Source organism: Pseudomonas sp. SMN5 (assembly GCF_052041925.1).
GTDB lineage: Bacteria > Pseudomonadota > Gammaproteobacteria > Pseudomonadales > Pseudomonadaceae > Aquipseudomonas.
Genome location: NZ_JBKGGX010000003.1, coordinates 77,827 through 97,848 on the forward strand (window position 1 = coordinate 77,827; position 20,022 = coordinate 97,848).

18 protein-coding genes and 1 pseudogene are annotated in these 20,022 nt (G+C 62.5%); 5 read left to right on the top strand and 14 right to left on the bottom strand.

Annotated elements, in window-relative coordinates; all coding sequences use genetic code 11:
* Positions 1–35: 35 nt before the first annotated feature.
* From ACLEJR_RS03770 to ACLEJR_RS03795, 6 genes are read right to left on the bottom strand one after another with little or no spacing between them, the layout of a single operon-like run.
* Positions 36–1,715, bottom strand: coding sequence for an AMP-binding protein (locus ACLEJR_RS03770; protein WP_440812222.1), 1,680 nt, complete (start codon positions 1,713–1,715; stop codon positions 36–38).
* A complete protein-coding gene (locus ACLEJR_RS03775; RefSeq protein WP_440796972.1) occupies positions 1,712–2,257 on the bottom strand; it encodes a hypothetical protein in 546 nt (181 codons plus the stop codon). The genes ACLEJR_RS03770 and ACLEJR_RS03775 overlap by 4 nt, the downstream gene beginning before the upstream one ends.
* Positions 2,254–2,508, bottom strand: coding sequence for an acyl carrier protein (locus ACLEJR_RS03780; protein WP_030140951.1), 255 nt, complete (start codon positions 2,506–2,508; stop codon positions 2,254–2,256). The genes ACLEJR_RS03775 and ACLEJR_RS03780 overlap by 4 nt, the downstream gene beginning before the upstream one ends.
* A 9-nt stretch (positions 2,509–2,517) precedes the next feature.
* Complete coding sequence (locus tag ACLEJR_RS03785) at positions 2,518–2,775, bottom strand: phosphopantetheine-binding protein (RefSeq protein WP_042727925.1); 258 nt, start codon at positions 2,773–2,775, stop codon at positions 2,518–2,520.
* The gene (locus tag ACLEJR_RS03790; protein WP_440812224.1) at positions 2,756–3,565 is read right to left on the bottom strand and encodes a lysophospholipid acyltransferase family protein; all 810 of its coding nucleotides are present in this window, start codon (positions 3,563–3,565) and stop codon (positions 2,756–2,758) included. Before ACLEJR_RS03790 ends, ACLEJR_RS03785 begins: the two co-directional genes overlap by 20 nt.
* Entirely contained in the window at positions 3,541–4,254 is a 714-nt protein-coding gene (locus ACLEJR_RS03795) for a beta-ketoacyl synthase chain length factor (protein WP_440796976.1), read from the bottom strand. The genes ACLEJR_RS03790 and ACLEJR_RS03795 overlap by 25 nt, the downstream gene beginning before the upstream one ends.
* A 358-nt stretch (positions 4,255–4,612) precedes the next feature.
* On the opposite strand from ACLEJR_RS03795, the gene ACLEJR_RS03800 reads away from it, so the two are divergent.
* Positions 4,613–5,383, top strand: coding sequence for a ParA family protein (locus ACLEJR_RS03800; protein WP_440796978.1), 771 nt, complete (start codon positions 4,613–4,615; stop codon positions 5,381–5,383).
* Between the two features lie 126 nt (positions 5,384–5,509).
* Here the strand turns inward: ACLEJR_RS03800 and trxC are convergent, their stop codons facing one another.
* Both trxC and ycaC read right to left on the bottom strand, forming a co-directional pair.
* On the bottom strand, positions 5,510–5,932 hold the full coding sequence (gene trxC, locus ACLEJR_RS03805) for a thioredoxin TrxC (protein WP_440812227.1): 423 nt from the start codon (positions 5,930–5,932) through the stop codon (positions 5,510–5,512).
* 175 nt (positions 5,933–6,107) lie between these two features.
* On the bottom strand, positions 6,108–6,734 hold the full coding sequence (gene ycaC / locus ACLEJR_RS03810) for an isochorismate family cysteine hydrolase YcaC (RefSeq protein ID WP_440796982.1): 627 nt from the start codon (positions 6,732–6,734) through the stop codon (positions 6,108–6,110).
* A 204-nt stretch (positions 6,735–6,938) separates the two neighbouring features.
* Here ycaC and ACLEJR_RS03815 point away from each other — a divergent pair, with 204 nt between their 5' ends.
* Both ACLEJR_RS03815 and ACLEJR_RS03820 read left to right on the top strand, forming a co-directional pair.
* On the top strand, positions 6,939–7,844 hold the full coding sequence (locus ACLEJR_RS03815; protein WP_440797079.1) for a LysR family transcriptional regulator: 906 nt from the start codon (positions 6,939–6,941) through the stop codon (positions 7,842–7,844).
* A gap of 266 nt (positions 7,845–8,110) precedes the next feature.
* Positions 8,111–8,392 carry a hypothetical protein gene (locus tag ACLEJR_RS03820; RefSeq protein ID WP_440812229.1) on the top strand — a complete coding sequence of 94 codons (282 nt, stop codon included), beginning with the start codon at positions 8,111–8,113 and terminating at the stop codon, positions 8,390–8,392.
* Positions 8,393–8,648: 256 nt separating this feature from the next.
* Here ACLEJR_RS03820 and selO read toward each other — a convergent pair whose 3' ends face one another.
* The 5 genes and pseudogenes from selO to ACLEJR_RS03845 form a co-directional block, all read right to left on the bottom strand.
* Entirely contained in the window at positions 8,649–10,112 is a 1,464-nt protein-coding gene (gene selO, locus ACLEJR_RS03825; RefSeq protein ID WP_440812231.1) for a protein adenylyltransferase SelO, read from the bottom strand.
* 37 nt (positions 10,113–10,149) lie between these two features.
* On the bottom strand, positions 10,150–13,506 hold the full coding sequence (mscK, locus tag ACLEJR_RS03830) for a mechanosensitive channel MscK (RefSeq protein WP_440812234.1): 3,357 nt from the start codon (positions 13,504–13,506) through the stop codon (positions 10,150–10,152).
* Between the two features lie 34 nt (positions 13,507–13,540).
* Positions 13,541–15,283: a potassium/proton antiporter gene (locus ACLEJR_RS03835; RefSeq protein WP_440796990.1), complete on the bottom strand. Its 1,743-nt coding sequence runs from the start codon at positions 15,281–15,283 to the stop codon at positions 13,541–13,543.
* A 302-nt stretch (positions 15,284–15,585) separates the two neighbouring features.
* Complete coding sequence (locus ACLEJR_RS03840) at positions 15,586–16,458, bottom strand: methyl-accepting chemotaxis protein (RefSeq protein WP_440812502.1); 873 nt, start codon at positions 16,456–16,458, stop codon at positions 15,586–15,588.
* Positions 16,441–17,211 (bottom strand): annotated as a pseudogene (locus ACLEJR_RS03845) (MCP four helix bundle domain-containing protein); the annotation flags it as partial. The gene ACLEJR_RS03840 and the pseudogene ACLEJR_RS03845, both read right to left, overlap by 18 nt.
* A 244-nt stretch (positions 17,212–17,455) precedes the next feature.
* Here ACLEJR_RS03845 and ACLEJR_RS03850 point away from each other — a divergent pair.
* Positions 17,456–17,686, top strand: a complete 231-nt coding sequence (locus ACLEJR_RS03850; RefSeq protein ID WP_440812236.1) for a hypothetical protein — start codon at positions 17,456–17,458, stop codon at positions 17,684–17,686.
* Positions 17,683–17,985, top strand: a complete 303-nt coding sequence (locus ACLEJR_RS03855; RefSeq protein ID WP_440796996.1) for a cell division protein ZapA — start codon at positions 17,683–17,685, stop codon at positions 17,983–17,985. The genes ACLEJR_RS03850 and ACLEJR_RS03855 overlap by 4 nt, the downstream gene beginning before the upstream one ends.
* Positions 17,986–18,199: 214 nt before the next feature.
* Here the strand turns inward: ACLEJR_RS03855 and ACLEJR_RS03860 are convergent, their stop codons facing one another.
* Positions 18,200–20,002 (bottom strand): acyl-CoA dehydrogenase, encoded by a 1,803-nt coding sequence (locus ACLEJR_RS03860; protein WP_440812239.1) that lies wholly within the window; start codon positions 20,000–20,002, stop codon positions 18,200–18,202.
* Positions 20,003–20,022: the final 20 nt, after the last annotated feature.

Here is a 20,022-nt window from a genome sequence, read left to right on the forward strand (position 1 = left end):
TTGCTGTGGCGAGGGAGGCTGGGTGAACCTTTGGATTACTCATCACCCACCCCCAACACAATCCGCCCGCTGGAACAGGCCGCCGTGTCGTTGCGGTAGGCGAAGTACAACTTGCCGCGTTCGCGGTCGAAACGCAGGCTCAGCTGGATTTCATCGCCGGGGCGTACCAGTTGCTGGAATTTCAGCACCTCCATGCCGATGAACCGGGGCGGCACGTCCAGCAATTGTCGGCCCAGGCTCATAGCCCAATCGACCTGGACCACCCCAGGCAGTACCGGCGCGGTGGGAAAATGGCCGCTGAAGTACGCAAGATCCGGTGGCACGACCAGTTGCAGGTTCCATTCACCGGCGGTTTCGACTTGTTCCAGGATTTCGGGCGCCTTGGGACGCGACGCCATCAGCAGCGCTTCGACTTCGGCCTGGGGCAACTTACCCTGGGCATTGAGCGGCAGCTGCCGCAACCAACGCCAGCGTCGTGGCAGGGCCAGGGTTTCGCAGTGCCCGCTCAGGTGGCGGCGCAGACCCTCGGTCACGGCGCGTCGGCCCTGGTTGCGCAGGGTTCGCAGGCCGGCTTCGCTGAGTACCAGCAGTGCGCCGAGGGAGGCGCGATTCTCCTGCACGACCCCGAGCCGCGCTTCGCTGACCCATTCGTGAGAGGTCAGCGCCTGTTCGAGCATCGGCAGGGAAATACGTTTTTCTTCGAGCTTGACGATACGGTCCAGCCGCCCGAGCAGTTCGAAGCGTCCGTCTTCGGCGATCCGCGCTGCGTCGGCGGTGTGTTCCACATGTCCGGCCGGCAGATAGGGCGAGGCGATCAGCAGGGCGCCGTCGCTGTCCTGGCTCAGCTCGACGTCGGCAAACGGCTGCCACAAGCCGCCGCCCTGGCGCCAGGCGATGCCGCCGGTTTCCGAGCTGCCGAAGATTTCCGTCGGCCACTGCCCGAGGCGCTGCTGCAGGCTCTCGGCGGCCTCGGTCGGCAAGGCGCCGCCGGAGGAGAACACCCGGCGCACTCGGCTCAAGGCCGGCCAGTCGAGGTTGTCGCCCATGCGCTTGAGCAGCGCCGGGCTGGCGACCCAGGCAAACGCCGGGTGTTCGCGGCTGGCGCGTTGCAGATCTTCCGGGAATGCCAGTTGCCGACGCACGAACGGCCGCCCGGCGCACAGCGGCCACAGCACCCGGAACAGCAAGCCATAGATGTGCTGGGCAGCGACGCTGCCGATCATGCAGGCCGGACCCAGCTCGGCGCCCCACAATTGCTCCAGAGCCTGGACTTCGTTGCTCAACTGTCGCAGGTTTTTTTCGATGCGCTTGGGTTCGCCACTGGAGCCGGAGGTGCACAGGTTCAGCCAGCAGTCATCGACGTCCAGTTCAGCGGGGGGCAGCGGGGCTTCTTGCAATTGGCCGGGATGAGTGTCGCCGGGCTGATCGGTCAGCCACAGGTCCACCTCGGCGGTCCAGCGTTGGCGGGTCTGGGCTTGCAGGTCGGCCGGCAGCAGGACTCGCACCCCGGCACGCCAGGCACCGAGCAGGGCTACCGCCAAGTCGGCGGCATCTTCCAGATGCACGGCCACATACCGCACGCCCCGGGTTTGCAGGCCGGCGGCCAGGCGCAACGCCGCGTCCCGCAACTGCGCGTGATTGAGCGCCGGATCGGCAGTGACAGCACGTTCCGGCAAAGCCTCGAGCAACATCTGCTCAAGTGTTATCCAATTCATGGACGGCCTCTTACCCGTTGTCGTATGAGCCATTCAATGGCAAACAGCAGCCCCATCAATCCGTAGGAAATCAGGCCGGTGTACAACATCCACCAGCTCAGCGGCGCCCATAGGGTCAGGGCGGCCGCGAGCAAACCGTTACACAGGAAAAACACACTCCAGGCCACTGTGACCTGACGCGTATAGACCACCGCCTTCTGCGGCAGCTGCGGTTCGCGCAGGCGAGCCAGGCGCTCGATCATGGGCGGCCCGTATCTCAGGCTCAGCACGAACAGCCCGAGCATGAAGGCGCTGATCAGCACCGGGTACCAGCGCAGCAGGAGCGGGCTGTCGAACAGCGCGAGCAACGCACAGAACACGATCGCCGATGTTGCCATCCAGCGACTGCCGGGACCGCCATTGCCCAGCAAGGCCCGGGCCAGCCACAGGCTGCCCAGCAGCAGCCCGAACTGCCACGGAGCGAAGTGCTCCATGCCGAAATACACCGCAAAGGGGTACAACAGGCCCGCCAGCAGCAGGCCAAGGCCAATCAGCCGGGTCATGCGGCCGGTTGGACCAGTCGATAAACCGCCTCGACCACGTCATTGACGGTGCGCACGGACTTGAACTCTTCGGCGGCAATTTTCTTGCCGGTCTGGCGCTTGATGTGGTCGATCAGGTCGACTGCGTCGATGCTGTCGATCTCCAGATCCTGGTACAGGTTCGATTCCAGCGTCACGCGTTCGGGGTCCAGCTCGAAGAGCTCGACCAGAGCATCGCGCAGGGTGTTGAAAATGTCGTCACGAGTTTGCATGGTCCGGTCTCAGGGGCGTTTTGCAGTGACGAAGGCCGCAAGGCTTGCCACATTGCTGAAATGGTTACGGGTGTCCTTTGCGTCGGCGTCGATCTTGATGCCGTACTGTTTCTGGATCGCCAGGCCAAGCTCCAGGGCATCGACCGAGTCCAGGCCCAGGCCTTCGCCGAACAGGGTCTGGTGGTCGCCGATGTCGTCGATGCCGATGTCTTCCAGACCGAGGGCGTCGATGATCAGCTGTTTGATGTCACGGTGCAGATCGCTCATCTTCGGCGAGCTCCTTGATGAAATGGTGATGCAGAAAATCGTTGAGCCTGCGCGAAGCCTGGGGCGGCGGGCCGAGCGCGGCGAACGCCTGCGGGTCTATATCGGCCCCGACGCGAAAACTGAAGTGCACGCGGCGTGCTGGGATGCGGTACCAGGGCTCGGCCTTGGTCAGGGTGGTCGGGCAGACCTCGATGGTGACCGGCGTGAGGATCTTCGCACCGCGCAGGGCAATGGCCGCGGCGCCCCGATGAAAGGCCGGCGCCTGGCCCGGCTGGGTGCGGGTGCCTTCGGGAAAGACGATCAGGGTCTGGCCGTCCTGCAGGGCATCTCTGGCGGCGTCGAGCATGTCCATGCTGCCGTCATTGCTGATGTATTGCGTTGCGCGCAACGGGCCGCGGGTGAACGGGTTGTCCCACAGGCTCTGCTTGACCACGCAATTGGCGTTGGGCACCAGGCCGATCAGGAACACCACGTCTATCAGTGACGGGTGATTGGCGATGATCATCTGTCCAGGGCGACCGAGCCGTTCGGCGCCGTCGATCTGATAGGTGAGCACTCCGGTCCGGGCCATGAAACGGATAAAGCACCAGAACAACCGGCCGACCGTGCGCCGGGCTCGTTGCCGGTGGGCCTGGGCATCACCGGGCAGCCAGGCCAGGACCGGAAACACCAGCAGGCGCAGGCACAGCCCACCCAGCCCGAACAGGGCGAAGCTGGCGGCGGTCGCGAGCAGGCGCCAGTAGAAGGCGTCGCGATGTTTACCGATTACCGGTTGCGTTGCCAGGTCCATACGCGATTCTTCCAGGCATGTTGGCAAGTGGTTTGATGGGTCAGCAGGGTACGCAACAGATTCAGGGCATGGGGCCAGTCGCTACCGGGTAATTGACCGGCGGACAGGTCCAGTTGCCAGTCGTCGCCCGGGGTCAGCAGTAGGGCCATGGCATAGGGAAATGGCACATCATTGACCCATGGCGCGTACACCTGCGGCGGTTGTTCTTCGGTCATCACCAGCAGTACGGCGGGCGAACCTTCGTTGAGCAGTGCCGCGGCCTCCAGTACGCCGTGTTCCAGACCGTCACCGGTGGCGGCCAGGGCCGTCATTTCGCTGGTTTCGCCGCGCATGATCGACCACAGGCCGATTACGGCGTTGTGCACCGACAGGCTGAACTGGGTTGGTGAAAGGGGCTGGTCAGCGGCCAGGTCTTTGAGAATCTCGAATGTGCGTGGGGTTTCGCCGTGGCGGGAAATAAAGACCAACGGCAGCTCCGGCCGGCCCTCGGCCAACGGCCAGCCCACGCTGAAAGCCATCCGTGCGAGACGGCTGAGGCGGCGGCGTTGCATGGCCGGCAGGAACGAGACGTCAGGGGCGGCATCGCTGGCGGGCAATACGACCGGTTGTCGGCTCCATGCCTGCCAATCGGCCACGCTTTCGAGCCCAGGGGCCCATGCGCGCCATTGGGCGATGTTGAAATTGATCACAAATTAATCCCACCCCTGCGGGCTTTTATTGTCACGGTCAGTGGTTTGACCCGCGTCCAACCCTGCATGGTCTTGCGACCCAAGTGGCGCGCATTATCCCGGTGCGGTTGGCTTGTAGCAAATACTGGTTACATTTTGCACAGCAAAAATGTACGAATCAGTGCACTGAGTCTCAGGCTGGAACCATTATCGCGATTGTGACGCGCCTGTCTGTCGGTTGCTTGCGGCCTATGCAGCAGCCATTGACGCCTCAGTCGTGGAAAAAGCCACCGATGCTGTAGTCCGTCTACGCAGAAGGTAGCTAAGCGGTGTCGCGGCCTACTACACTCGGGAATCTTTGAGACACGGAGGCTTTGCCATGCGGCGTGTGGTGTTCAATCAGAAAGGTGGCGTGGGCAAATCCAGCATTGCCTGCAACCTGGCAGCAGTCAGCGCCAGCGAAGGGTATCGCACACTGTTGGTGGACCTGGACGCTCAAGCCAACTCCACTCAATACCTGACCGGCCTGACCGGGGACGAGATTCCCATGGGAATCGCCGACTTCTTCAAGCAGACCCTGTCGTCCGGGCCCTTCTCGAAGAAGAGCAAGGTGGATATCTACGAGACACCGTTCGACAACCTGCATGTCATCACTGCCACGGCGGAACTGACGGACCTGCAGCCCAAGCTCGAGGCGAAACACAAGATCAACAAGCTGCGCAAACTGCTGGAAGAGTTGGACGAGGACTACGACCGGATCTATCTGGACACCCCGCCGGCCCTGAACTTCTATGCGGTTTCAGCGCTGATCGCCGCTGATCGCGTGCTGATTCCCTTCGACTGTGACAGCTTCTCCCGCCAGGCGCTCTACGGGCTGATGGCGGAAATCGACGAGCTCAAGGACGACCATAACGACGGTCTGGAAGTCGAAGGCATCGTCGTCAACCAATTCCAGGCCCGCGCCAGCCTGCCCCAACAGATGCTGGACGAGCTGATCGCAGAAGGCCTGCCGGTATTGCCGGTATACCTGAGCAGCTCGGTGCGCATGCGCGAATCCCACCAGGCCAGCCTACCGCTGATTCACCTGGACCCACGGCACAAGCTGACCCAGCAGTTCGTCGAGCTGCATGGATTGCTGGAAGGCGCTTGATCCTGTGGGAGCGATCTTGCTCGCGATGACGAGGACACATGCAACAGGGCGTTGTCTGTCAGTGCGCTATCGCGAGCAAGCTCGCTCCCACAGGGGCAGCAGTGATCCACAATGGTCTGTGTGACCTCAAACCCCCTGGCTACGTAACCACCCCATCAGCTGCGGCAAAGGCAGAGCCCCGCTCTGGCGCGCCACTTCCCGGCCTTCCTTGAACAGGATCAGGCTGGGAATCGAGCGGATCCCCAGTTGCGCCGATAATTGCTGGTTGGCCTCGCTGTCGAGCTTGGCCAGCCGGCATTTGCCCAGCAGTTGCGTGGCGGCCTGTTCGAACACCGGCGCGAAGGACTTGCAGGGCCCGCACCAATCGGCCCAGACATCTACCAATAGCGGCAGGTCGCCCTTGATCTGGCTGGCATAGTCACCTTGCTTGAGTTCGAACGGTTTGCTCGACAGCACTTGCGCCTTGCAGCGCCCGCACTTGGGCTGGTCGCCGAGGCGTTCGGTGGGTATGCGGTTGAGCCCATTGCAGTGGGGGCAGGGGATCAGCATTGGCGTGGCTCCAGAAAAACATCGATGCAACGATTTGAACACGGCCCGACAGCCACCACAAAAAACCTTGTGGGAGCGAGCTTGCTCGCGATGGCGGCAGCACAGTCAATGATGTGTTGACTGGCTTACCACCATCGCGAGCAAGCTCGCTCCCACAGAGGTGATGTGATGCGGGTTATTTACCGTTGGTCAGGGTGTTGTAGCTGGTCATCAGGTTGCGGTAGTCCGGGATGTGGTTGGAGAACAGGGTCGCCAGGCCTTCCACGTCGTTGCGCCAGTCGCGGTGCAGCTCACAGGCCAGGCCGAACCAGGTCATCAGTTGGGCGCCGGCGGTGGACATGCGGTCCCAGGCCGAGTCACGGGTCAGCTCGTTGAACGTACCGGAGGCATCGGTGACCACGAACACCTCGAAACCTTCGGCCAGGGCCGATAGTGCCGGGAAGGCCACGCAGACTTCAGTCACAACGCCGGCGATGATCAGTTGCTTCTTGCCGGTGGCCTTGATGGCCTTGACGAAATCCTCGTTGTCCCAGGCGTTGATCTGGCCAGGGCGGGCGATGTATGGCGCGTCCGGGAACAGGGTCTTGAGCTCGGGCATCAGCGGGCCGTTGGGGCCGGTTTCGAAGCTGGTGGTGAGGATGGTCGGCAGTTGGAAGTATTTTGCCAGGTCAGCCAGGGCCAGAACGTTGTTCTTGAAACGGTCCGGATCGATGTCGCGTACCAGCGACAGCAGGCCGGCCTGGTGGTCTACCAGCAGAACGGCGGCGTTGTCTTTGTCCAGGCGGTTGTAGGAAGTGGTCATGGCGTAATCCTCATAAAGTTTGGGTGCCGAACGATTCGGCGGGGTTAAGGTTTTGAACTCGGTACAGCGTTAAATCGGGTGTCGATCCGACTGAAGCTTTTGGCTTCGGCCTGTGTTCCTAAGCGATGGACATAGATTAAAAGTGATACCTTTGATGCGCTAGACTGCAAAAATCCGCCTTTGCGTTCTATTTGGAGAACGATCATCGAAGACCTCAATACGCTTTACTACTTCACCCAAGTGGTGGAACACGGCGGCTTCGCTGCTGCCGGTCGTGCGCTGGACATGCCCAAGTCCAAGCTCAGTCGGCGTATCGCCCAGTTGGAGGAGCGGCTCGGGGTGCGCTTGATCCATCGCACCAGCCGCCTTTGCACGCTCACGGAGATCGGCCAGGCTTATTACCAGCGCTGCCTGGCGATGCGGGTCGAGGCCGAGAGCGCGGCCGAAGTGATCGAGCGCAACCGTTCCGAACCCCAGGGGCTGGTGCGCATCAGTTGCCCGACGGCATTGCTCAATAGCTGGGTCGGGCCGATGCTGACCCGCTACATGATCAAATACCCGCGGGTGGAGCTGTTCATCGAGAGCACCAACCGCCGGGTCGACCTGATTCATGAAGGGTTCGATATCGCCTTGCGGGTGCGCTTCCCGCCGCTGGAAAACACCGACATGGTCATGAAAGTGCTGAGCAACAGCACCCAATGCCTGGTAGGCAGCCCGGCTTATCTGGAGCGTCTGTCGTCTCCCGCCTCCCCGGCGGACCTCAACGGCCTGCCCAGCGTGCATTGGGGCTCGGCGCAACGCGAATACCAGTGGGAACTGTTCGGCCCGGATGGCAGCCGTGCGCTGATCCGCCATGAACCGCGCATGGTCACCGACGACCTGCTGGCCCTGCGGCATGCGGTACTGGCGGGTATCGGCGTCGCCCACCTGCCCACCGTGGTGGTACGCGAAGACATAGCGGCGGGCCGGCTGGTGGAGCTGGTGCCGGGCTGGACGCCCAAGTGCGGGATCGTCCACGCGATCTTTGCCTCACGGCGCGGGTTGCTGCCGTCGGTGCGCACGTTGATCGACTTTCTGGCAGAGGAATTCAGCCATAGCGATATGGCTTAGCGTGAATCAGCAAGCCCGCTCCCACGGGATTTGCGCCGGGCATGAAAGTAGGGGCCACCGCAGGCCCCAATGTGGGAGCGAGCCTGCTCGCGATTGCGGCGGCACATTCAACATCGAGGCAAGCTGATCCACCGCCATCGCGAGCAGGCTCGCTCCCACAGAGATTTTCTCCAGGTCTTCTCACGGTGCCATTCATCAGGTCCGCCGCACGCAAGGCGCGCCAGGCCCTCAAAAATACAACGCACCTGTTCGTATTCGGAGGCCCCATGAGCAATCCTCAAGACCCAACCCTCTCCACCACGCTGAACAGCCCCAACGACGACGGCTTCGTACTCGGCACCGCCGGCCGCGACGAAGACCCGAACGCCGCCCCGTCATACGCCACTGATGAGCGCCATGACCGGGATGAGCTGACCCCGGAAGACACCCGCGGTTTACCCGGCTATCCGAAGGAAACACCACCGGCAAAACCGGCGAATGAGCAAGCGGATGCCGAAACAGAGTCAGGAATCGAAACGCCTGAGCAGGGGAACGATAAGGTGGGATGAGTGGCATTTTTTATAAAGCCAGTCAGCTAAAGATCATCCGGGGCGAAGCAAAGCCTGTGGCGAGGGAATTCATCCCTGTAGGCTGCGCAGCAGCCGTTAATCGGCGCTGATTCATCTGGATCACGCCGACCTGCTTTTTGTGGCGAGGGAGCTTGCTCCCGCTGGGCTGCGCAGCAGCCCCTGGCCTTTCAAGTCCCAAGGCGAGCGCTACGCACTCGAGCGGGAGCAAGCTCCCTCGCCACAGGGCGCCTCAGCATTACGAGGAGCAACTGATTTCCAGATGCTTGCCCCACTCCGGTGGACGTTGCGCATAGGCATCCATTCCCGGTTGTTCCTCGAACGGGTTGCTCAGCACGGCGTGCAAGCGGCGGACTTCTTCGTAGTCGCCGGACTCGGCGGCGTCGATGGCTTTCTGGGCCAGGTAGTTGCGCAGCACGTACAGCGGGTTGACGGCGTGCATGCGGGTTCGGCGCTGGTCTTGGTCGACGGTGCCTTCGCGGTTCACGCGGGCTATGTAGAGTTCGCCCCAGGCATCGAAGCCATTGAGGTCGACGAAGTCGTCGCGCAGGGTGGCGATGGCCGGTGCGGGGGCCTGGTCGCCCAGGCGGCGGAAGAACAGGCTGTAGTCGACGCCGCTGTTCTGCATCAGTTGCAACAGGCGTTCCACCAGTTTCTGATCGTCCTCTTCAGCGCGGGTCAGGCCGAGGCGGCGGCGCATCAGGTCCAGGTAGTGAGCCTGATACAGCGGCAGGTACAAGCCGAGGGTTTCACGCAGGGCCTCGACGCTAATGAAGGGCGTCAGGGCCTGGGCCAGGGCGCTGAGGTTCCACTGCCCGATGGGCACCTGATTGCTGAAGGAGTAGCGGCCCTGGTCATCTGAATGATTGCAGATGAAGTTGGCGTCGAAGTCGTCGAGGAAGGCGAATGGCCCGAAGTCGAAGGTGATGCCCAGGATCGACATGTTGTCGGTGTTCATCACGCCGTGGCAGAAGCCATAGGCCTGCCATTTCGCAATCAACTCGGCATTGCGCTCGACGATTTCCCGGAACATCGCCAGGTACGGCTCCGGCTGCTCGCGGCATTCGGCGAAGTGCAGATTCAGCACATGCTCCGCGATGGCCGCATGCAGCTCGGGTTTCTTGGTGTAGTAGAAGTATTCGAAGTGGCCGAAGCGCACATGGCTGGGCGAAAGGCGCAGGACCATGGCCGCGCGCTCCTGCTTTTCCCGCCACACCGGGGTGTCCGAGCCGATCACGCACAGCGCACGGGTGGTAGCAATGCCCAAGGCGTGCAGGGCTTCGGACGCCAGGAATTCGCGGATCGAGGAGCGCAGCACCGCCCGGCCGTCGCCCATCCGTGAGAATGGCGTCTGGCCGGCACCCTTGAGGTGCAGGTCCCAGTGTTCACCGGCCTCGTTGTACACCTCTGCCAGCAGCAGCCCGCGCCCATCACCCAGTTGCGGGTTGTAATGGCCGAACTGATGCCCGGAATAGACCATGGCCCGGGGTTCGGCCTCGGCCCACAGCTTATGACCGCCGAACAGCTCGGCGAACAGCGGCGACTCGGCTTCGGCCGGGTCCAGGTCCAGCAAGCCCATGGCGGCGGGGCTGACAACGACCAGGCGAGGGTTGTCGATGGGCTCGGGCAGTACGTGGGCCGAGAAACCGTCGCCCAGGCGGGCGAAGCGGTTGTCGAAGGTCAGCGTTTCCAGGGTTTTCATGGCCGTCTCCTGCGCGATGCCCAGGGGCACCCCGCGATCAGTCGAGATTCTGTTGCGGTGGCTCTGGTACCGGTTTGATATTGGCGACGGTCGACGGCGCTATGGTCTTGTGATCGGGCTCGGCGGGCACCAGCTTGTATTCCTGGCCGTGAAGGTTCTTCAGGTAGATTTCCATCTGCCGGAACGAAATATTGATGTGCTGCTTCTTGAATTCACGGTTGATGAAGCGGTTGATCTCGTCCAGCACCGGGTTACGGTCGCCCAGGTCGCGCACGTGCATGCGCAATTCGTGGTCGAGGGTGCTCTCCCCGAAGTTCAGGAAGTACACGATCGGTTCCGGCTCCTTGAGCACCCGTGGGTTTTCCCGCGCGGCCTTGAGCAGCAGTTCGCGCACCAGGTCCAGGTCCGAACCGTAGTCCACGCCCAGTTTCAGGGTTACCCGGGTCACGGTGTCGGTCAACGACCAGTTGATCAATTGCCCGGTAATGAAGGTCTTGTTCGGGACGATGATGTCCTTGCGGTCGAAGTCGGTGATGGTGGTCGCACGGATGCGGATCTTGCTGACCGTGCCCGACAGGTTGCCGATGGTGATGGTGTCGCCGATGCGCACCGGGCGTTCGAACAGGATCATGATCCCGGAGATGAAGTTGGCGAAGATCTCCTGCATGCCGAAGCCCAGGCCCACCGACAGTGCAGCCACCAACCATTGCAGTTTGTCCCAGCTCACGCCGAGGGTGGACAGGGTGGTGACGAAGCCGACGCCGGCGATCACATAGGACAGCAGTGTGGTGGTGGCGTAGGCGCTGCCCTGGGCCAGGTTCAGCTTCGACAGCACGAACACTTCCAGCAGGCCCGGCAGGTTGCGCGCCAGGGCGAAGGTGATGCCGATGATGATCAGCGCGCCGAGCATGTCGCCGATGCTGATGGGCACCATGCTCATGTTGGCGCCGGTGCCGCTGGTGTATTCGTAGAGGGTGATGTTGTCCAGGTACGAGAATACGCTGATCAGGTCCGACCAGACCCAGTACAGCGCGGCGATGAATCCACCCAGCAGCGCCAGGCGGATCAGGCGCAGGGACTGTTCATTGACCTTCTCGATATCCAGAGTCGGCTCCTCGACCACCGCCTCGCCATCGCCGGCTTCCTTGGCGGCCTGGCGCTTGGCCAGGGCGCGCTGATAGGCCAGGCGCCGCGCCGCGACCGACAGGCCGCGCACGAACGTGGCTTCGATCACCAGCCAGAACATCAGCAGGTACAGGGTATTGATCAGCCGGTCGCTGAGCTTCAGCGCGGTGTAGTAGTAGCCGAAGCACACTGCCACGAACAGCGCGATCGGCAGCGCGGTGAACAGCACCCCGACGGCCTTGCGAAACAGGGAGGTGTTCTGGTGGGTCGGGCTGCTCAGCAGCAGGCGGCTGAGCAACCACGCCATCAGGGCGTAGCAGGTCAGCACCACCGGCATGCCGAGCACATCGTCGGCCAGGGTCGAAGGCTGCAACTCGGCCACCGCGACCACCGCCACCAGCGCCAGCACCACCAGCCCGAGCCGGCGGATCCAGCCCTGGAGGAATTCGACCTGAGGTTTTTCCCAGCGGAAATGCAACTCGGCCACGCCTCCGGGCGCCAGCACGCGGTAAGCGGTGTAGAACACCAGCCAGGCCTGGCCGATCTGCAGCAGCGCCGCGCCGAGGTTGGCGTTCTGGCCGCGGGCGTCGATTTGCAGGGCATAGCCGCAGAGGGTAAGCGCCAGGGCCACCGGCATGGCCAGCAGGATGTTGATCAGAATCGCCTGCGGCGTGTGCCACTGGCTGTCACGCTTGAAGTGACCGACGTCCTGGTGAACCTTGTTCAACCGGGCATAGAGATGCTTGCGTCGCCACAGCAACGCACCGATCAGCAGCGCCAGGGGCAGGAACAGCAGCGGGCGCTGGGTCAGGCCATCGGCCAATTCACTGAGGCTCGAGGCCCAGGGCAGCGAGTCCACCTGTTTTTCCAGGCGTGTCGGCACGGCCCGCAGCCATTCGAAATCCAGCGGCTTGTTGCTGGGGATCCAGAACATTTGTTCTTCGAGGGTGGCCCGCAGGTTCTGGGCGGTGCTGAGCAATTGCTTCTGGTTGAGCTGCAAGGTAATGGATTCGTTGAGTACCGCGCTCAATTCACGGTTCAGGCGTTCCAGCAGGTCGACGCGGGTCAGCGCCAGGTCCAGCAAGGTCTTGCGCAGTTGCGGTGTGACTTGCTCCGATGGCTGGGAGGCCAGCAGGTTGTCTACGTAGGCGCTCGGGTTGTTCAGCAACTCGCGCTGCTGGCTGACCTCGAACTGGTACAGGCGAATGTCGGCGATCTGGTCCGCCAGGTTCTGGTCCAGCTTCAGGCGCGGCAGAGTCTGGCGCTGCTTGTAGAGAATCTTCGAGAGCAGCAGGCTGCCCTTGAGTACGCTGATCTGCTCGTCCAGGGCCGCGTCGGTCTGGGTGACGCTGTCCAGCAGTTGCTTGGTCTGCAAATTCTGCTGGGTGACTTCGTTGAGGCGGTCGGTGCTCTTGAGCAGGTAGTCGGAGAGCTTGAGGTTGGTCGCGCTTTCGGTCGCCAGCAGACTACTGCCGCCAGCCTTCTGGGCCTCGATGGATTGCTGGGTCACCGTTTCCTGGGACTGGGCCAGGCGTTTCTGGTTGATCAGGTTTTGCAGGTCCTGGATTTCTTGCTCCATGCGGGCGATTTTTTCCATCAGCAAGTCGTGCTGGCCGTTGCCCAGGTCCTGTAGCTGGCTGTTGCCGGCCAGTTCCTGGCGGCGCAACGGAATCAGCGCGTTGAGCGCCGCCAGCTCGGCATTGAGCTGGTCGCGCTGCTCGCCGGTGAGAGCTTTGCCGGCGTCCCGGCCGGCCTTGAGGATGGCGTTGATCTGCTGGATGCGGGTCTGGCTGCTGGAGATTTCCGCCTGGGCCCGCTCGGGGCGGGTCTGGGCGGTGATGATCAGGCTGTTGGCCTCGGCCAGGGCCTTTTGCAGGTCGCCCTGCTGGGTGGAACGTTCCGTCAGCATCTGCTCGAGCTGGGGAATCGGCAGGTTGGCGTAGCGTTGCGCCACCGGCACCACATTGGTGCCCTTGAGCCGGGTCAGTTCGCGTTGGTTCTCGATGTTCTGCTTCGGCGCGTTGGCCAACTGCTGCTTGAGAGCTGCCAGCTTCTGTTCGTAGTCCGCCTTGTTGTTGAGCTGAGTCAGGGTGTTCTGCAACACGGCCTGCAAGGCTTTTTCGTCGGCTTCCGGCAGCTTGCGGTCGCCGATCTTGTCCAGGCTGGCTTGCACCGAAGCGCTGGTGGGCAGTTCAGCGGCTTGCAGTGGGCAGACGGAGAGACTCAGGCCCAGCAGGGCGATGGCAAAAAAGGAGCGCAGGGTAGGCATAGAGACCGGTCGAGCAAATAAGAGTGGGAGCAGTTTAGAGGAACAAGCCGGGACCCGGGCGACTTCCTTCGGGGAATCTGACGCCCACTTTGCCGATCTTGTTCCCGTCCATGGCCGCGACGGTCCACAGGGTGTTGTTCCAGTCCACCTGGTCGCCGACTACTGGCGCACCGCCAACTTTCTGGGCGATGAAACGGCCCAGGGACATGTCCGGATCGATGCCCTCCAGTTTCAACCCGTACAGGGCGGCAACCGCGGCCAGCTGGGCGTCTCCTTCGAGTACGAAGTCGCCGAAGAAGCGTAGATCCAGGCCCCGTTGCGGCGCCTGGCTGAAGAGCTTTCCAAGGGCCGGCAAGTCGTGTTCATGGCCGATAACACACAGCAGATCATCGACTTCCAGCACGGTGCTACCCGACGGATGGAGCAGTTGCTGCCCACGGAACAGCGCCGCGATGCGCGTGCCATCAGGCATTTTCAAGTCCCGCAACGGTGAGCCGATGCACCATTTTTCCGCGCCCAGGCGGTAGATGAACAGTTCCCACTCGCTGGTGACGTGCACTTCCAGCGCGGCACGGGAGATCGGCAGCGGCTCGGGCGGTACGGTGACATGCAGCAATTTGGCGACCCATGGCAGGCTCGTGCCCTGCACCAGCAGCGACACCAGCACGATAAAGAACGCCAGGTTGAAATAGAGCTGGGCGTGGGGCAGGCCAGCCATCAGCGGGAACACCGCGAGGATGATCGGCACCGCGCCGCGCAGGCCGACCCAGGAAATGAAGGCTTTCTCGCGACCGTGGAACGCCTTGAACGGCAGCAGGCCCACCATGACCGACAGCGGGCGCGCAAATAGGATCATCCACAACGCCAGGCCCAGGGCGGGCAGGGCGATCGGCAGCAGGTCATGAGGCGTGACCAGCAGTCCCAGCACCAGGAACATGCCGATCTGGGCCAGCCAGGCCATGCCATCGAGCATGTGCAAAATGCCGTGGCGGCTGCGCACCGGACGGTTGCCCAGCACCAGGCCGCACAGGTACACCGCCAGGAAGCCACTGCCGTGCAGGGCGTTGGTCAGGGCGAATACCGCCAGGCCACCGCTGATGACCAGGATCGGATAGAGGCCGTTGGCCAGGTTGATCCGGTTGACCAGTTGCAACATCAGCCAGCCGCCGCCCAGGCCGAGCACCGAGCCGATACCGAACTCGCGCACCAGATGCCCGAGCAGGCTCCAGTGCAGGCCGGTTTCGCCACTGGCGAGCATGCCGATCAGGGTAACGGTCAGGAACACGGCCATCGGGTCGTTACTGCCGGACTCAATCTCGAGGGTAGCGCTGACCCGCTCGTTCAGGCCTTTGCCGCCGAGCAGCGAAAACACCGCCGCGGCGTCGGTCGAGCCGACGATGGCGCCGATTAGCAGCCCCTGGATCAGGTTCAGGTTGAACAGCCACGCCGCCGCCAGGCCGGTCAGCCCGGTGGTGATCAACACCCCGACGGTGGCCAGCGACAGCGCTGGCCACAACGCCACCCGGAAACTGGAAACCCGGGTGCGCAAACCGCCGTCCAGCAGGATGACAGCCAGGGCGAGGTTGCCGACCAGGTAGGCGGTGGCGTAGTTATCGAAAAGGATGCCGGCGCCGTCGACACCGGCCACCATGCCCACGGCCAGGATAATCACCAGGATCGGGATTCCCAGGCGGGACGAAAGAGAACTCACCAGGATGCTCGCACCTACCAGCAACGCGCCGATCAAGAACAGGCTGTTGATGGTGGTTGCAGTCAAAGGCAGTACTCCGAAAAAAAACAAGGGCGGGCACGGACTGACCATGCAGTCTGCGTGCCAGCGATTCTAACCTGTTGAAATGTGATGCTGTCAAAAAAGGTTGGAGATAGGGCTACAAGGGCGGCAGCAATACCGTGGCGAGGGAGCTTGCTCCCGCTCGGCTGCGAAGCAGTCGTCGCTTTTAGGTCCTGGGGCCGCTTCGCCCGAGGCGTCGGATCGGGCCAGAGGGAGCAAGCTCCCTCGCCACGAAAGCTGGAGGGTTGATCGCTCACGGTCAGCGGGACGATCAACCATTACGCAGATCAGAGGCTGAACCGCCCGACCATGCTGTTCAGATCCACCGCCAGGCGCGACAGTTCGGCACTGGCGGCGCTGGTCTGGTTGGCGCCGGTGGCCGATTGCACCGACAGGTCGCGGATGTTCACCAGGTTGCGGTCCACTTCGCGGGCCACCTGGGCCTGTTCTTCGGCGGCGCTGGCAATGACCAGGTTGCGCTCGTTGATTTCGACGATGGCGGTGTTGATCGTGTCCAGGGACATGCCGGCGCCGCGAGCGATGTTCAGGGTCGACTCGGCGCGCTCGGTGCTGTTGCGCATCGAATCCACGGCCTGTTCGGTGCCGCTCTGGATGCTGCCGATCATGCGCTCGATCTCGCTGGTCGACTGCTGGGTGCGATGCGCCAGGGCACGCACCTCGTCCGCCACCACGGCAAAACCACGACCGGCTTCACCGGCACGGGCGGCTTCGATGGCTGCGTTCAGCGCCAACAGGTTGGTCTGGTCGGCCAGGCCACGAATCACGTCCAGCACCTTGCCGATGTCACGGGACTCATCGGCCAGGTTGCCGATCAAGGTGGCAGTGCCTTGCACGTCGGCGCTCATGCGTTCGATGGCGCTGACCGTCTCTTGCACCAGGTCCCGACCATCGCCGGCCGACGTCGTAGCGTGCTTCGAGGCTTCCGAGGTACTGACCGCGTTGCGCGCCACTTCTTCCACGGCGCTGGTCATTTCGTTGACGGCGGTGGCGGCCTGTTCGATTTCGTTGTTCTGCTGGGTCAGGCCGCGGGCGCTTTCGTCGGTGACACTGTTGAGTTCCTCGGCGGCGGAGGCCAGTTGCGTGGCCGAGCCGGAGATGCGTTGCAGGGTGTCGCGCAGTTTTTCCTGCATGGTCGACATGGCCCGCAGCAGGCGTCCGGCTTCATCGCTGCCATCGACGATGATCGGCCGGGTCAGGTTGCCCTTGGCGATCTCTTCGGCGGCATCCAGGGCATTGGCAATCGGTCTGGTGATGCTGTTGGTCAATAGCCAGGCGAACAGCAGGGTCAGGCCGGTGGCGATGACCAGCAGCGTGACCACCCAGTTGAAGGCCGTGGAATATTGCTGCGTCGCGCCTTGGTTCAAGGTTTCGGCTTGCAGGTTGTTAATCTCCACCAGGCGGGCGATGGCCGCGTTGACGGCATCGGAATTACTCAGCAGTTCAGTGTTGAGCAGCACGCGCAGGTCATCGACCTGGTTGTTGCGCGACAGGGTTTTCATCCGATCTTCAAGCTGGCGATACTGGCCCAACAGCTGTACGAGTTGGTCATAGGCGGCCCGTTCATCCGCAGCGCTGATGAGATTTTCATAAGCGGTCTGGGCGGCGCGGATCTGCTGGCTGCGTTGTTCCAACAGATCGTAGGTCTTCTGCTGGATGTCCGGTTCCCGGTTGACCAGCAGCCGGTAGGACAGCACGCGCAGGCGCAGGGTGATTTGGGTGAACTCGTCGAGGGCCTTGATGCTGGGCACACTGTTTTCGACGATGTTTTCGCCGGACGTGCGGATCTTGCTCATCTGGCTCAGGGCAAATACACCAAGGGCCAGCATCAGGGCGCCGATCAGGGCAAACCCCAGGAACGCCCGCGGCGCGATGTTCATATTACGTAAGGACATGGAAAGTACCGGAAAGAGGCGTCCGTGCGAGACTGTTACGGGTATGCCTGACTTATCGGTCAGGTGGCTGAAGTCTTGAGGGGCATGCGGGGTTTTGTCGCGTCGTTACGACGAAGGGTAGGAACCAGATCCGTGAACCACAGTCTTTACAGCTCGCCAGCGAAGCACCGTCGCCTATGCCCCATAGCATCGCCGGTGACTTTTCTTTATCGTACGCGCCCCCTGAAAATCCCTGGAAATCAATATGTTGGAAGCATCCCTCAGCCAGCTGGAGCAACTGGTCAATGACCTGGTGCAACAGAACCGCCACCTCACCGGCCTGAATGAAACCCTGAGCGCGGAACTTGCCAGGGCCAAGGATGAAAACGAAAGCCTGCAACTGAGCCTGATGGAACAGGAAGAACTGCACGGCACCACAGCTGCGCGTATCCAGGCGCTGATCGAGCGTGCCAGTGCAGGCACTGTCAACGCATGAAGCACGCCGCCGACGGGGTAACGGTCATCTCGATCCTGGGAGAGGACTATTCAATCAAGGCGCCGGCCGGCCAGGAACAGGCCTTGCTGGACGCCGCTTCGATGCTCAAGACGGCCCTGGCCGAGACCAAGCGTAAATATCCGACGCTGATCGGTGATCGGCTGTTGGTGCTGGCGGCCATGAACCTGTGCTCGCAGCAGATCGAGATGCAGAAAAACCATCAAGCGGAGCTCGAGCGTTATCAAGAGCAGGTCAGCGCTACGGTGGATGTCATTGCCAAGACGATTCAGCAGGCCTGAAGACCAAGGGTTGTTAGTGATTTGATTGTGGGAGCGAGCTTGCTCGCGAAGGCGGCATGTCAGTTGCAATTGATTTGCCTGATCCATCGCTTTCGCGAGCAAGCTCGCTCCCACAATGGATCGGCGGTGAACGCAGATGTCGCGTCCACTTGGAACCCTTTGTGGGAGCGAGCCTGCTCGCGATAGCGATATAAGCCGCGCTACAACACCCGGCTCAGAACCACTCGTCCCGCATCCCCAGGCACGTATCGTCCCGCGCCTCGAGCAATGCCAGTTCATGGTGGCAGCCGGGAATTTCCCAGGTCAGGAAATACCGCGCCGCTTGCAGCTTGCCCTTGTAGAAATCGCTGTCTGCGGCATCGCCCCTGGCCAGGCCTTCTTCGGCGCGAATCGCCTGTTCCAGCCAGCGCCAGCCGATCACCATGTGACCAAACACCTTCAGATACAGCGCGGAGTTGGCGAGGCTGCTATTGACCTTGCCCTGGGCCAGATCGGTCAGAAGGCCCAGGGTGACTGTCTGCAAGCTCGCCACCAGGGCTTCCAGCGGCTGGCGCAAGGGCGTCAGTGAATCGTGGGCCTGGGCGCGCTCGGTGGTGTCGGCCACCAGGCGAATCAATTGCTTGAGCCCGGCGCCGCCGTTCTGCGCCAGTTTACGGCCCAGCAGGTCCAGCGACTGGATGCCGTGGGTGCCTTCGTGGATCGGGTTCAGGCGGTTGTCGCGGTAGTACTGCTCCACCGGGTACTCGCGGGTGTAGCCGTGGCCGCCGAGAATCTGGATGGCCAGTTCGTTGGCTTTCAGGCAAAACTCCGACGGCCAGGATTTGACGATGGGCGTCAGCAGATCCAGCAGTTCATGGGCGCGCCGCCGTTCGGCTTCGTCTTCAAGTGTGGTGGTATCGTCGAACAACCGCGCCGCATACAGGCCCAGGTCAAACGAGCCTTCGACATAAGCTTTCTGGGTCAGCAGCATGCGCCGCACGTCGGCATGCTGGATGATCGCGACTGGTGCGGTAGTCGGGTCTTTGCTGTCGGGCACCCGGCCTTGCGGACGTTCACGGGCGTACTCAAGGGAATACAGGTACCCGGCGTAGCCCAGCATCACCGCGCCCATGCCGACGCCGATCCGCGCCTCGTTCATCATTTGGAACATGTAGCTCAGGCCGTGGTGCGGCTTGCCCACCAGATAGCCGACGCACTCGCCGTTGTCGCCAAAGTTCAGCGCCGTGGACGTGGTGCCGCGCCAGCCCATCTTATGGAACAGCCCGGCCAGCAGCACGTCGTTGCGCGGGCCGAGGCTGCCGTCGTCGTTGACCAGGAACTTGGGCACGATGAACAGCGAAATGCCCTTCACCCCCGCTGGCGCGTCCGGCAGTTTCGCCAGGACCATGTGCACGATGTTTTCCGACAGCGGGTGATCGCCGCCGGAGATGAAAATCTTGTTGCCCTTGAGGCGGTAGGTGCCGTCCGGCGCCGGCTCGGCGCGGGTGCGGATGTCCGACAGCGACGAGCCTGCGTGGGGTTCGGTCAGGGCCATGGTGCCGAAGAAACGCCCGTCGATCATCGGTTGCAGGAAGCGCCGTTTCTGTTCCTCGCTGCCGAAGCTCTCGATCAGGTTTGCCGCGCCCATGGTCAGGAACGGATAAGAGGTGGAGGCGGCGTTGGCCGACTGGAAATGCGCGAAGCAGGCCTGGGACAGCAAGGTCGGCAGCTGCATGCCACCGGCGTCGAAACTGCGGGCGGCATTGAGAAAGCCAGCCTCCAGGAATGCGTCCACCGCTGGCTTCACCTCGGGAATCAGCACGGCCTGGCCGTTTTCGTAACGGGGTTCGTTTTCGTCATTCTTGCGGTTATGCGGCGCGAAGTACTTCTCGGCAATGTTGCGGGCCGTTCCAAGGGCCGCGTCGAAGGTTTCGCGATTGTGCTCGGCAAACCGCTCACGCAGGGTCAGGCCCTCGGCATCAAGGACTTCATACAGCTCGAAAGCCAGATTGCGGGAACTGAGCAGCGTCTCGGACATGGCGGCCTACCTTGTTTGGG